This window comes from Streptomyces sp. NPDC052064 (assembly GCF_055585925.1).
Map to the genome: position 1 here is coordinate 144,816 of NZ_JBVJJE010000016.1, position 13,707 is coordinate 158,522.

Annotated in this window: 5 protein-coding genes, 1 tRNA gene and 1 rRNA gene; 1 reads left to right on the forward strand and 6 read right to left on the reverse strand. The window is 68.9% G+C overall.

Going from position 1 to position 13,707, the window contains the following annotated elements:
- Positions 1-180 precede the first annotated feature (180 nt).
- The 3 genes from ACZ6TU_RS35165 to ACZ6TU_RS35175 form a co-directional block, all read right to left on the reverse strand.
- The gene (locus ACZ6TU_RS35165; RefSeq protein ID WP_467681121.1) at positions 181-2,916 is read right to left on the reverse strand and encodes a DNA translocase FtsK; all 2,736 of its coding nucleotides are present in this window, start codon (positions 2,914-2,916) and stop codon (positions 181-183) included.
- 127 nt (positions 2,917-3,043) lie between these two features.
- A complete protein-coding gene (locus ACZ6TU_RS35170; protein ID WP_467681123.1) occupies positions 3,044-3,724 on the reverse strand; it encodes a response regulator in 681 nt (226 codons plus the stop codon).
- Between the two features lie 307 nt (positions 3,725-4,031).
- On the reverse strand, positions 4,032-9,512 hold the full coding sequence (locus tag ACZ6TU_RS35175) for a HAMP domain-containing protein (RefSeq protein WP_467681125.1): 5,481 nt from the start codon (positions 9,510-9,512) through the stop codon (positions 4,032-4,034).
- A 378-nt stretch (positions 9,513-9,890) separates the two neighbouring features.
- On the opposite strand from ACZ6TU_RS35175, the gene ACZ6TU_RS35180 reads away from it, so the two are divergent.
- Complete coding sequence (locus tag ACZ6TU_RS35180; RefSeq protein ID WP_467681127.1) at positions 9,891-12,644, forward strand: SpoIIE family protein phosphatase; 2,754 nt, start codon at positions 9,891-9,893, stop codon at positions 12,642-12,644.
- A 43-nt stretch (positions 12,645-12,687) separates the two neighbouring features.
- Here the strand turns inward: ACZ6TU_RS35180 and ACZ6TU_RS35185 are convergent.
- The 3 genes from ACZ6TU_RS35185 to rrf all read right to left on the reverse strand — a co-directional run.
- A tRNA-Thr gene (locus ACZ6TU_RS35185) sits at positions 12,688-12,763 on the reverse strand.
- 74 nt (positions 12,764-12,837) lie between these two features.
- Complete coding sequence (locus ACZ6TU_RS35190; protein WP_467681145.1) at positions 12,838-13,500, reverse strand: DegT/DnrJ/EryC1/StrS family aminotransferase; 663 nt, start codon at positions 13,498-13,500, stop codon at positions 12,838-12,840.
- A 114-nt stretch (positions 13,501-13,614) separates the two neighbouring features.
- A 5S ribosomal RNA gene (gene rrf / locus ACZ6TU_RS35195) occupies positions 13,615-13,707 on the reverse strand; the annotation flags it as partial.

Below are 13,707 nucleotides of genomic sequence, written 5' to 3' on the forward strand. Positions count from 1 at the left end.
GCACTTTGTACGCCATCGGAATGGCCCGACATTCCGATGGTGAGGAAGCTGTTTATCGCTTCCCTCAACTTGACGTACGCCGAAGGGAAACGGTTGCTCACTGGTCCCTTACGGGTGAGTCACGATCCGGACACCCGATTGCAGTACAACTCGGCCAGGCGACCGGCGTGTCCCGCTTCCCTACCCTTCAGACTCCCCCCGGATCAGCGCGAGCACGCCATCCAGCTCGTCAGGCTTCACAAGAACGTCACGCGCCTTCGAACCCTCGCTCGGTCCGACGATGTTCCGGGACTCCATCAGGTCCATCAGCCGTCCGGCCTTCGCGAAGCCGACGCGCAGTTTGCGCTGGAGCATGGACGTCGATCCGAACTGCGTGGAGACGACCAGTTCGGCCGCCTGGCACAGCAGGTCGAGGTCGTCGCCGATGTCCTCGTCGATCTCCTTCTTCTGCTTGGTCCCGACGGTGACGTCGTCCCGGAAGACGGGCGCCATCTGGTCCTTGCAGTGCTGGACGACGCCCGCGATCTCCTCCTCGGTCACGAAGGCGCCCTGCATACGGGTCGGCTTGTTGGCGCCCATCGGCAGGAAGAGCCCGTCGCCCTTGCCGATGAGCTTTTCGGCGCCCGGCTGGTCGAGGATGACCCGCGAGTCGGCCAGCGACGACGTGGCGAAGGCCAGCCGCGACGGCACGTTCGCCTTGATCAGGCCGGTGACGACGTCGACCGACGGCCGCTGTGTGGCGAGCACGAGGTGGATGCCGGCCGCGCGCGCGAGCTGCGTGATCCGCACGATCGCGTCCTCGACGTCCCGCGGCGCGACCATCATCAGGTCGGCGAGCTCGTCGACGATGACCAGCAGATACGGGTACGGCTGGAGCTCGCGCTCGCTGCCCTCGGGCGGCTTGACCTTGCCCTCGCGCACGGCCCGGTTGAAGTCGTCGATGTGCCGGTAGCCGTAGGCGGCCAGGTCGTCGTAGCGCAGGTCCATCTCACGGACGACCCACTGGAGCGCCTCGGCGGCCCGCTTGGGGTTGGTGATGATCGGGGTGATCAGGTGCGGGATGCCTTCGTAGGCGGTCAGCTCGACCCGCTTGGGGTCGACGAGGATCATCCGGACGTCCTCGGGGGTCGCCCGCATCATGATCGAGGTGATCAGGCAGTTGATGCAGGAGGACTTGCCGGAGCCGGTGGCGCCGGCGACCAGCATGTGCGGCATCTTCGCCAGCGAGTGCATGACGTAGCCGCCCTCGACGTCCTTGCCGAAGGCGACCAGCATCGGGTCGTCGTCCTCCGCGGACTCCGCGAGCCGCAGTACGTCACCGAGGTTGACCATCTCCCGGTCGGTGTTCGGGATCTCGATGCCGACCGCGGACTTGCCGGGGATCGGGCTGATGATCCGCACGTCCGGACTGGCGACGGCGTAGGCGATGTTCTTGGCCAGCGCGGTGATCCGCTCGACCTTCACGGCGGGGCCGAGCTCGATCTCGTAGCGCGTGACCGTCGGCCCGCGCGTGAAGCCGGTGACGTTGGCGTCCACCTTGAACTCGGTGAAGACGTTGGTCAGCGCGGCGACTATGGCGTCGTTGGCGGCGCTGCGGGCTTTGCCGGGGCCTCCGCGCGTGAGGAGGTCGAGGGACGGCAGCGCGTACGTGATGTCGCCGGACAGCTGGAGCTGTTCCGCGCGCGGGGGCAGGTCACGGGGCTTGGCGGGCGGGGACTTGGTGAGATCGCGGACGCCCGCCTTCGGCTTCTCCTGCTCGGGCTTGTCCTGCTTGAGCTTCTCCTGCTGGGGCCGGGCGGCCGGGACGGGCGTCGGTGTGGTCGCCTCGCGGTCCCCGACGGTCACGCCCTGGGTGAGGTCGGCGACGATCGGCGAGGGTGGCATCCCGTGCAGGACGGCCCCGTCGAGCGCCGCGGCCGCCGCCGCGGCGACGTCCACGGCGTCCATGGGCCGGTCCATGTCGGGCTGCGGTACGGCGGACCGCCGGGGACGGCCGCGGCGCCGGGAGAGGGCCTCCTGCTCGGCGCTGTCGGGGTCGTACGCCGCCGGCGCCGGCGTGCGCCTGCCGCGCGGCCGGGCGGGCAGAGCCTCACGCCACTGCTCCTCGTAGCGCTCGTCGTCCTCCCCGAACTCGTCCTCGACCGGGTCGCGGACGATCCCGAGCCGTACCCCGAGGTGCCGCAGCCGCTGCGGGACGGCATTGACCGGGGTGGCCGTGACGACCAGCAGCCCGAAGATCGTCAGCAGCACGAGCAGCGGCACGGCGAGCACCTCGCCCATGGCGTACGACAGCGGGGTCGCCATGGCCCAGCCGATGAGGCCGCCGGCGTCCCTTATGGCCTGCATGCCGTCGCCGCGCGCGGGCGAGCCGCAGGCGATGTGGACCTGGCCGAGCACGCCGATGACGAGCGCGGACAGGCCGATGACGATGCGTCCGTTGGCCTCGGGCTTCTCCGGGTGGCGGATGAACCGTACGGCGATGACGGCGAGCAGGACCGGCACGAGCAGGTCGAGCCGGCCGAAGGCGCCGGTCACCAGGATCTCGACCAGATCGCCCACGGGGCCCTTCAGATCGGCCCAGGTGCCCGCGGCGACGATCATCGCGATGCCGAGCAACAGCAGGGCGACGCCGTCCTTGCGGTGGGCCGGGTCGAGGTTCTTGGCGCCCTGCCCCACGCCGCGGAACACGGCGCCGACGGCATGTGCGACCCCGAGCCAGAGGGCGCGCACGAGCCGGTAGATGCCCCCGGTCGGGCTCGGAGCCGGTTTGGGCGCGGCCTTCTTCGCCGCGGCCTTCCTGGCGGGCGCCTTCTTCGCGGGGGCCTTTTTGGCAGCGGCCTTCTTCGCCGGAGCCTTCGCCGAAGCGGCCGCCTTCTTCGCGGGCGGCTTCTTGGCTGCGGAGGGACGTGAGGCCATGGGTGTGAGGTTACCGGGGGAGACGACGAGGGACACGTGTGCCTACGGCTTCACCCGTTCGTGTCGCTCCGGGAGAGGCACAGAACTGACGCGCGCTCATGGGCGGACAACCACGCCTGTCCGGGCGTCAGTTCTGCGAGGACACCGACGATGTGCTCCCGGTGCCCGGCTCCAGCGCGTCCAGCGCCCGCCGCAACCCCGTGAGCTTGCGCTCCAGATGAGCCGCCGTGGCCACCGCCGCCGCGTCCGTCGAGTCGTCGTTGAGCTGCTTGGTCAGCGCCTCGGCCTGCTCCTCGACGGCCGCGAGCCGCGCGGAGAGCTCGGCGAGCAGCCCGGCCGACTCCTTGGCCTCGCCGTCCACGTCCTTGCCGTTGCCCTCCAACTGGAGCCGCAGCAGCGACGCCTGCTCACGCAGCTGGCAGTTCTTCATGTACAGCTCGACGAAGACGGAGACCTTCGCGCGCAGCACCCACGGGTCGAACGGCTTGGAGATGTAGTCGACCGCGCCCGCCGCATAACCCCGGAACGTGTGGTGCGGTCCGTGGTTGATCGCGGTGAGGAAGATGATCGGGATGTCCCGGGTCCGCTCCCGCCGCTTGATGTGCGCGGCTGTTTCGAAGCCGTCCATGCCCGGCATCTGGACGTCCAGCAGAATGACCGCGAAGTCGTCCGTGAGCAGCGCTTTGAGCGCTTCCTCCCCGGACGATGCCCGCACCAGCGTCTGATCGAGCGCAGAGAGGATCGCCTCCAGCGCAAGCAGATTCTCCGGCCGGTCATCGACCAGGAGGATCTTGGCCTTCTGCACCATGGCCCGCCCTCCTCGCCCCGGCGTGGGGCCTCCCCTGTCCGCAGGACCTGGGGATGCACCGGTGGGTGCCGCCCCAGAGGACGACTCCCTTGCGCCGCCCGTCCTTGTGCCGGTCATCGTAGCCGCACCCCGCCCGTCGCCACACCCTGTCACCGCGATGTCACTGTGCACGTAGCAGAAACGCAGCAGGAGACCAGAAGGTTCCCCCGATCTCGTACTTCTACACGACTATGCGCACACCGACTCCGCAACTCCGCGTGAACACCGAACCTTCCCGCCAACGTTGCGTAACGGTCCAACGTTCCCCTCATTCCCCCCGCATCCACTGATCCATCACCGCCAGCAGGTGATCGGGGTCGACCGGCTTCGTGACGTAGTCGGAGGCACCCGACTCGATCGCCTTCTCCCGGTCGCCCTTCATCGCCTTCGCGGTCAGCGCGATGATCGGAAGCCCGGCGAACTGCGGCATCCTGCGGATCGCCGTGGTCGTCGCGTACCCGTCCATCTCGGGCATCATGATGTCCATCAGCACGACCGCCACGTCGTCGTGCTGCTCCAGCACCTCGATGCCCTCACGGCCGTTCTCGGCGTACAGCACCGACAGGCCGTGCTGCTCCAGGACGCTGGTCAGCGCGAAGACGTTGCGGATGTCGTCGTCCACGATCAGGACCTTCTGCCCGCCGAACCGGATGCCGCGCTGCGGCTTCGGCGCCGTCTCCTGCTCCGCGGGCGTCCACTGCTCCGGCTGCGCCGGGCGCGGTGCCAGCTCCGGCATCCTGCGGCGGCGCCGGAACAGGGCGGCCGGCCCGTTCTGCGTCTCGTTGTACGACTTCACCTCGGCCGGCGTCTCGACCTCGACCTCGGACAGCTCGGACAGCTCGGACAGGTCCGACGTCGACACCATCAGGTCACCGGCCTCCAGGGCCGGCAGCTGCTGCTGATAGCCCTGCGGCGGCAGTTCACTGGGGTGCAACGGCAGGTACAGCGTGAACGTCGAGCCGCGGCCCGGCTCGCTCTGCGCGTGGATCTCACCGCCGAGCAACTGGGCGATCTCCCGCGAGATGGACAGCCCGAGACCCGTACCGCCGTACTTGCGGCTGGTCGTGCCGTCGGCCTGCTTGAACGCCTCGAAGATCACCCGCATCTTGCTGGACGCGATGCCGATCCCGGTGTCGGTCACGGAGAACGCGATCAGCTCGGCGTCCGGGTCGGTCAGCGACCCGGCCTCCAGCAACTGCTCACGGATCCTCTGCGGCACGTCGTCCCGCGCCGGCCTGATGACCAGCTCCACCGACCCGGAGTCGGTGAACTTGACCCCGTTGGACAGCAGGTTGCGCAGCACCTGGAGCAGCCGCTGCTCGTCGGTGTGCAGCGTCGCGGGCAGCTCCGGCGACACCCGTACGGACAGGTCCAGGCCCTTCTCCGCGGTCAGCGGGCGGAAGGTGGCCTCCACGTAGTCCACGAGCTGGACGAGCGCGATCCGCGTCGGGGAGACGTCCATCTTGCCCGCCTCGACCTTCGACAGGTCGAGGATGTCGTTGATGAGCTGGAGCAGGTCGGAACCGGCCCCGTGGATCGTCTCGGCGAACTCGACCTGCTTCGGCGAGAGGTTCCCCTCGGCGTTGTCGGCGAGCAGCTTGGCCAGGATCAGCAGCGAGTTGAGCGGCGTACGCAGCTCGTGAGACATGTTCGCCAGGAACTCGCTCTTGTAGCGCATCGACACCGCGAGCTGCTCGGCGCGCTCCTCCAGGACCTGCCGCGCCTCCTCGATCTCGGTGTTCTTCACCTCGATGTCGCGGTTCTGCTGGGCCAGCAGCTCGGCCTTCTCCTCCAGTTCGGCGTTGGACGCCTGGAGCGCCTTCTGCCGCTGTTCCAACTCCGCGGAGCGCTCACGCAGTTGCTCGGTCAACTCCTGCGACTGCGCCAGCAGCAGCTCGGTCTTGGTGTTGACGGAGATGGTGTTGACGCTCGTCGCGATCATCTCGGCGATCTGGTTGAGGAAGTCCTTCTGGATCTGCGTGAACGGCGTGAAGGACGCCAGCTCGATGACGCCGAGCACGCTGCCCTCGAACAGCACCGGCAGCACGATCACCTGCGCGGGCGGCGCCTCACCGAGTCCCGAGGAGATCTTGAGATAGCCGCTCGGCGCGTTCTCCACCAGGATCGTGCGCTTCTCCTCGGCGGCCGTCCCGACCAGTGCCTCACCCGGCTGGAACGACGTCGGCATGGAGCCCATCGAGTAGCCGTACGAACCGAGCATGCGCAGCTCGTACTGGTCCTCGTCCGCGGCGTTCATGTCCTCGCCGTCGACGAGCGGCATCGCCACGAAGAACGCGCCGTGCTGCGCGGACACCACCGGCGTCAGCTCGCTCATGATCAGCGAGGCCACGTCCTCCAGGTCGCGGCGGCCCTGCATCAGGGCGGAGATACGGGCCAGGTTGCCCTTGAGCCAGTCCTGCTCCTTGTTGGCGATCGTGGTGTCGCGCAGGTTGGCGATCATCTTGTTGATGTAGTCCTGGAGCTCCTGGATCTCCCCGGACGCGTCCACGTCGATCTTCAGGTTCAGATCACCGCGGGTCACCGCGGTCGCCACGCGCGCGATGGCACGTACCTGACGGGTCAGGTTCCCGGCCATCTCGTTCACGGACTCGGTCAGGTCCCGCCACGTGCCGTCGACGTCACGCACCCGTGCCTGCCCGCCGAGCTGTCCTTCCGTGCCCACCTCGCGGGCGACCCGGGTGACCTCCTCGGCGAAGGACGACAGCTGATCGACCATCGTGTTGATGGTCGTCTTCAGTTCCAGGATCTCCCCGCGCGCGTCGATGTCGATCTTCTTCGTCAGGTCACCCTTGGCGATGGCCGTGGTCACCATGGCGATGTTGCGCACCTGACCGGTCAGGTTGGACGCCATCTGATTCACGGACTCGGTCAGGTCCTTCCACGTGCCGGCCACCCCGGGCACATGCGCCTGCCCGCCGAGGATGCCGTCCGTGCCCACCTCACGGGCCACCTTGGTGACCTGCTCGGCGAACGAACTCAGCGTCTTCACCATCGTGTTGATGGTGTCGGCGAGCTGCGCGACCTCACCGCGCGCCTCGATCGTGACCTGCCGCGTCAGGTCACCGTTGGCGACCGCCGCGGAGACCTGGGAGATGTTCCGCACCTGGGTGGTCAGGTTCTTGGCCATCAGGTTGACGTTGTCGCTCAGGTCCTTCCAGATGCCCGTGACGCCCGGCACGTGCGCCTGGCCGCCCAGGATGCCCTCCGTGCCCACCTCACGGGCCACCCGGGTCACCTGCTCCGCGAAGGAGGACAGCTGGTCGACCATCGTGTTGACGGTCGTGACGAGCTCGAGGATCTCACCCTTGGCGTCGACGGTGATCTTCTTGGACAGATCGCCCCGGGCGACCGCGGTCGTGACCTCGGCGATGTTGCGCACCTGGATGGTCAGGTTGTTCGCCATGCCGTTCACGGACTGGGTGAGGTCCTTCCAGGTGCCGGAGACACCCTGCACCTCGGCCTGGCCGCCCAGGATGCCCTCCGTACCGACCTCACGGGCCACACGCGTGACCTCCTGGGCGAACGACGACAGCTGGTCCACCATCGTGTTCAGGGTGTTCTTGAGTTCCAGGATCTCCCCGCGCGCGTCCACGTCGATCTTCTGCGACAGATCACCCCGGGCCACCGCGGTCGCCACCTGCGCGATGTTGCGCACCTGCGCGGTGAGGTTGCCGGCCATGCCGTTCACGGAGTCCGTCAGGTCGCGCCACACACCGGCGACCCCGGGCACCTGCGCCTGACCGCCCAGCCGGCCGTCCGTACCCACCTCGCGGGCGACCCGGGTCACCTGGTCGGCGAAGGCCGAGAGCTGGTCGACCATCGTGTTGATGGTGTTCTTCAGCTCGAGGATCTCCCCGCGCGCGTCGACGTCGATCTTCTGGGACAGGTCACCCCGGGCCACGGCCGTCGTCACCTGCGCGATGTTGCGCACCTGGGAGGTGAGGTTCCCGGCCATGGAGTTGACGGAATCGGTGAGCTCCTTCCACGTACCGGACACGCCGTCCACCCGGGCCTGACCACCGAGACGGCCCTCCGTGCCCACGTCCCGGGCCATCCGGGTCACCTGGTCGGCGAAGCTCGACAGCTGGTCCACCATCGTGTTCACGGTGTTCTTCATCTTGAGCATCTCGCCGGAGACGTCGACCGTGACCTTCTGCGAGAGGTCACCGTTGGCCACCGCCGTCGTCACCTGCGCGATGTTCCGCACCTGTCCGGTGAGGTTCCGGAACGCCGTGTTGACGGAGTCCGTCAGGTCCTTCCATGTCCCGGCCACACCCGGCACCTGCGCCTGACCGCCCAGCTCACCCTCGACACCGATTTCGCGTGCCACACGGGTCACTTCCGCACCGAAGGCGGACAGCTGGTCGACCATCGTGTTGACGGTGTTCTTCAGCTCCAGCATCTCGCCGGCCACGTCCACGGTGACCTTCTGCGACAGATCACCATTGGCCACGGCTGTCGTCACGGCGGCGATGTCACGCACCTGAGTGGTCAGATTCCGGAAGACCGTGTTCACCGAATCGGTGAGGTCCTTCCACGTCCCCGCCGCACCCGGCACGTTCGCCTGACCACCGAGCCGCCCCTCGGCCCCGACCTCGTTGGCCACTCGCGTGACCTCGTCCGCGAAGATCCGCAGCGTCTCGGTCATCTGGTTGATCGTCTCGGCGAGCTGCGCGACCTCGCCCCGCGCCTGCACGGTCACCTTCCGCGACAGGTCACCGTTGGCGACCGCCGTCGTCACCTCCGCGATCCCGCGCACCTGGGCCGTGAGGTTCCCGGCCATGGTGTTCACGGAATCGGTCAATTCCTTCCACACACCCGCGACCCCGGGCACCTGCGCCTGCCCGCCCAGCGCACCCTCGGTGCCCACCTCACGGGCCACCCGGGTCACCTCGGAGGAGAACGCCGACAGCTGGTCCACCATCGTGTTGACGGTGTTCTTCAGCTCCAGCATCTCGCCGGCCACCTGAACGGTGACCTTCCGGGACAGATCACCCTTGGCGACCGCCGTCGTCACCAGCGCGATGTCCCGCACCTGAGCGGTGAGCCGGTACGCCATCGTGTTGACGGAGTCCGTGAGATCCCGCCACGAACCCGACATACCGCGCACACGGGCCTGCCCGCCCAGCTTGCCCTCGGTGCCCACCTCACTGGCCACACGCGTGACCTCGTCGGTGAACGTCGACAGCTGGTCGACCAGATTGTTGACGGTCCGCCCGACCTTCAGGAACTCACCGCGCAGCGGCTGCCCGTTCCCGTCCGGCACCTGCGTCCGCAACTCCATACGCGGCGACAGATCACCCTCGGCCACCGCGGACAGCACCCGGCTGACCTCGGAAACCGGCCGCACCAGGTCGTCCACCAGGGCATTCGAGTTGTCGATCGCGGTCGCCCAGGAACCCTCACAGGCCCCAGTCTCCAGCCGCTCGGTGAGCTTGCCCTCCCGGCCCACCATCCGCCGCACCCGCGAGAGCTCACCCGTCAGATGCAGATTGCGGTCGGCCACCTCGTTGAAAACCGCCGCGATCTCGGCCATCACGCCGTCCCCGGACACCGTGAGCCGCTTGCGGAAGTTGCCGTCCCGCATCGACACCAGGGCAACCATCAGCCGATTCAGGGCTGCCGTGTCCACTTCAGTCGTGCCGCTACGCACTTTGCCCTGATTGCTTGGGGACTGTCCGCCTTTTGCGCGCGTCTTCTTGCCACGCGTCGCTGCGCCAGACTCCACTGTGTCCCTCCCGCAGGGGTCGACCGTCACTGCTGTGCTGAGGTACCACGCTCGGCGTACCGGTTACTACTGCGTATTCTCCGCCCTGCATACCAGGCCGTTCCCAGGGGGCTGCTGCCCCCCGTACGCAGAAGACACTCAGCCTGCCCGGACTTTCACAAGAAGCTTGCCCAGTGTTTCACCCTGGCCGAACCAGGCCATAACAGTTCGGCAGCTTCGCACATCGTCCGCACACCCTCCGGACGGAAACACTGCAGACCGGCATCCGCATGGACCGCGAAGGTAAGTAACCTTGCATCCGGCTGTCCAGCCGCGCCGGTCCGTCCGGCCTGGGCGGTGGCACGAAGACGAGCGGGCATCGGAGGGGCGGCCGCACACATGACCACCGGACTGATCCCGGGGGGACAGCCCCCGGACCCCCGGCCGACGGGCGGCCTGCCGCAACAGCGGCGCGAGCCGGTCGGCCACGCAGCCCAGCACGTCGAGAACCGGTCGAGGAGTTCTGTGATCACCGCGCGAGCGGCCGCCAGTTTCGAGCCCGTCGGGCGATCTGTCGCGAGCGCCCGCTCCTTCGTCCGCGACACCCTTCAGGGCTGGGGCTTCGCCGACATCGTCGACGACGCCGTCGTTCTCACCAGCGAACTGGTGACCAACGCCGTGGTCCACGCCGGCACCTCCGCCGACCTGCTCTGCCTGCGCAGCGACGAGGGCGTGCGCATCGAGGTGGCCGACCGCTACCCCGAGCGTGAGATCCCGCTCCAGGCCTCGGCCATCAACATGGGCAGCCCCGACCGCGAGGGCGGACGCGGCCTCCAGCTGTGCGCGGCCCTCGCCGGCCGCTGGGGCGTCGAGTACACCCCCACCCACAAGACCGTCTGGTTCCAGCTCGCCCTCCCGGCCCGGGCGGTGGGCACCCGCGCGGCCGGCCCGGCCCTCCCCGCCGACCTCCTCCCCCTCGCCGACGGCCGGGTCCGTGTGGCCGTCGTCCAGATCGACCGCACCGGCCACATCACCGCCTGGAACGAGGACGCCGAGGACCTCTTCGGCTACCCGGCCGAGCAGGTCACCGGCAAGCCCCTGACCGACCTCGCGGCCTGGCCGCACACCCCGGGCACCAGCACCGGCATCGCGGAGGCACTCCAGCTCTCCCGCTGGGAGGGCAGTTACGGCATCCGCGCCGCCAACGGCCGCGTGACCCCCGTCTACGCCTCCCACCTGCGCGTCCGCGACACCGGCGGCGAACCGTCAACCGTGTGCCTCCTGGTACGGGACCACGAACGGGCCGTTCTCCAGACGCCCCTGCGCGTCCCCGCCTCCGACACCGGCGCCGCCTCCGAGGGCCAGAGCACCGACCCCTTCGAGGTGTTCATCGGCTACCCCGCCCCGGACGACCTCGACGGCCTCCTCCAGCGCACGGTCGAACGCGCCCGCGACATGCTCGACGGCGACTCCGCGTTCCTCCTGCTGGCCACCGACGACGAGACGGAACTGGAGGTCCGCGCCTCCACGGGCCTGCCCTCCGCCCGCCAGCGCTTCGCCCGCGTCCCCGTCGAAGCGGGCTCCGGCCGCTACGGCTCCGCCCGCATGCCGGCCGTCCACGACGATCTGACGGCGGTCCCCGGCGCGGTGCCGCTGCTGAACGGCACGGGCATGCGCTCGGTCGTCACGGTCCCGCTGAAGGTCGAGGGCCGCCTCACCGGCTCCCTCGGCGTCGCCGCCGAGGCCCCCGGCAGATACTCCAACGAGGAGGCCCTGCGCCTCCAGTTCGCCGCCGACCGCATCGCACTCGCCGTCGAATCGGCCCGCCTCGGCGAACTGGAGCGCCTGCGCCGCGGCTCCCTGAACTTCCTGGTCGAGGCCTCCGACCTGCTGGCCGGCACCCTGGACCGCGACCAGACCCTGGCCCTGATGGCCCAGATGACGGTCCCCACCCTCGCCACCTGGTGCGCCGTCTACACGATCGCCCACCAGGCCTCCGAGCCCTACCTCTCGTACGTCCTGCACGAGGACGAGGAACTCATCGACGGCATCAAGTCCCTGCTGTCGAAGGTCCCCCCGCCCGACCCGGTCCCCACCCCCGGCGCCCGCGTCTGGTCGGCCCCCGCCGAGGTGGCCCACCAGGCGGCTCTGCGCAGCTCCATGCGCAGCCTCGGCCTCAGCGGCGGCCCGACCCGCCAGGTCACCCCCGGCATCGGCCCGACCCTCGCCACGGCATCCGCGGTGGGCGGCGAGACGGTCGTCCTCCCCCTGGTAGCCCGCAACCGCGTCATCGGCATGCTGACCCTCGGCAAGCCCACCGACGAACACTTCCGCCAGGAGATCCTGGAACTCGCCGAGGACCTGTCCCGCCGAGCCGCCCTGGCCCTGGACAACGCCCGCCTCTACTCCGAGCGCACGGCCATCAGCCAGTCCCTCCAGCGCAGCCTCCTCCCCCCGGAACTCCCCACGATCGAGGGAGTCGAGGTCGAGGTCATCTACCGCGCCGCAGGCGAGGGCAACGAGGTCGGCGGCGACTTCTACGACGTCTTCCCCATCCGCGACGGCGCCTACGGCTTCGCCATCGGCGACGTCTGCGGTACGGGCCCGAACGCGGCGGCGGTCACGGGCCTGGCCCGCCACGCCCTGCGCCTCCTGGCCCGCGAGGGCCTCAGCGGCCCGGCGGTCCTGGAGCGCCTCAACTCCGCCATCCTCGACGAAGGCGCCCGCAGCCGCTTCCTCACCCTCCTCTACGGCGAGATGCGCCCCCAGGGGGACGGCAGCGCCGAACTGAAGGTCGTCTGCGCCGGCCACCCGCTCCCGCTGCGCCTGCGCCAGGACGGCTCGGTGGAACCGGCAGCCGAACCCCAGCCGCTCCTCGGCGTCATCGACGACCTGGAACTCTACGAGCAGACGGTCACCCTCGACCCGGGCGACGTCCTCCTGTGCGTCACGGACGGCGTCACCGAGCGCCGTGAAGGCGCCCGCATGCTGGGCGACGACGGTCTCGCCGACGTCCTCACGACCTGCACGGGCCTCACGGCCGGCGCGGTCGCGGCCCGCATCATGCGCGCGGTGGAACGCTTCGCGTCGGATGCCCCGTCCGACGACATGGCGATCCTGGCCATGCGCGTCCCGGGCCTCCACAAGGACTAGGACACGAAAAAGGCCCCACCCGTGAGGGTGGGGCCTTTTCTGCTGGAGCCCCCAAACGGAATCGAACCGTTGACCTTCTCCTTACCATGGAGACGCTCTGCCGACTGAGCTATAGGGGCCTGTCGCGTTGCGGGGTTTCCCCCGCAGCAACGGAATAGATCATACCCCGAACAGAGCCGTGCTCCCAACCACGTCAGAAGGCGGGCTGAAGAAGCCCTCCAAGGGCATTACATGCGGACACGATCCGCTGCATGTCCCGCTTGGTCAGAGTGGCGTCCACAGGCAGTGCGAGCGTCTCGTCGGAAGCCCGCTCCGTCTCCGGGAGAGAAACACACCGCCGGAATTCGGGCAGTCGATGCACCGGAGTCTTCACCGGCACCCGGCACTCGACTCCCCTGGCCCGCACAGCTCGCGCGAAAGCGTCCCGATCCGGCCGCCCGTTCCCCGGAACCCGCACGACGTACTGCTGATAGGTGTGCCCGTCACCGTCGTCCGGCGTCCGCACACCCCTCAACTTCGTATGGAGATAAGCCGCCCGCTCCCTGCGCTGGGCTATCTCGTCGTACGGCGCCTCGGACTCCCCCTGCTCCAGCACGAGCAGCCCGTGGCGCGCTCCCAGCGCGTGCAGCCGCGCGATGTCGGCGAGCCGCCCGAAGCGGTGCACGACCACCACGGCCGCGGTCCGCGGAGTTACCGCCGCTTCCACAGCGGAGGCGTCGAGGCAGTAGGAGACAGGATCTATGTCGGCGAACACCGGCAGCGCCCCGGCCTTGGCCACGGCCTCAGCCACCTCGACGTTCCCGAAGGCCGGCACGACGACCTCGTCACCGAGTCCGACACCGGCGGCCCTGAGCATTGCAGCAGTACCCATGCTGTGGATGCTGATCGCGCAACGTGAACTTCAAGTGACGGAGAACAAAAAAGGGTTGGACCCGTAACCGAAGTTCCGGGTCCAACCCTGTCAATATTTGTTCGGCGGCGTCCTACTCTCCCACAGGGTCCCCCCTGCAGTACCATCGGCGCTGTAAGGCTTAGCTTCCGGGTTCGGAATGTAACCGGGCGT

Bases quoted from the DNA above. Each gene is read 5' to 3' on its own strand.
- ACZ6TU_RS35165 (WP_467681121.1), bottom strand. From the start codon at position 2,916: ATGGCCTCACGTCCCTCCGCAGCCAAGAAGCCGCCCGCGAAGAAGGCG.
- ACZ6TU_RS35170 (WP_467681123.1), bottom strand. From the start codon at position 3,724: ATGGTGCAGAAGGCCAAGATCCTCCTGGTCGATGACCGGCCGGAGAAT.
- ACZ6TU_RS35180 (WP_467681127.1), top strand. From the start codon at position 9,891: ATGACCACCGGACTGATCCCGGGGGGACAGCCCCCGGACCCCCGGCCG.
- ACZ6TU_RS35190 (WP_467681145.1), bottom strand. From the start codon at position 13,500: ATGCTCAGGGCCGCCGGTGTCGGACTCGGTGACGAGGTCGTCGTGCCG.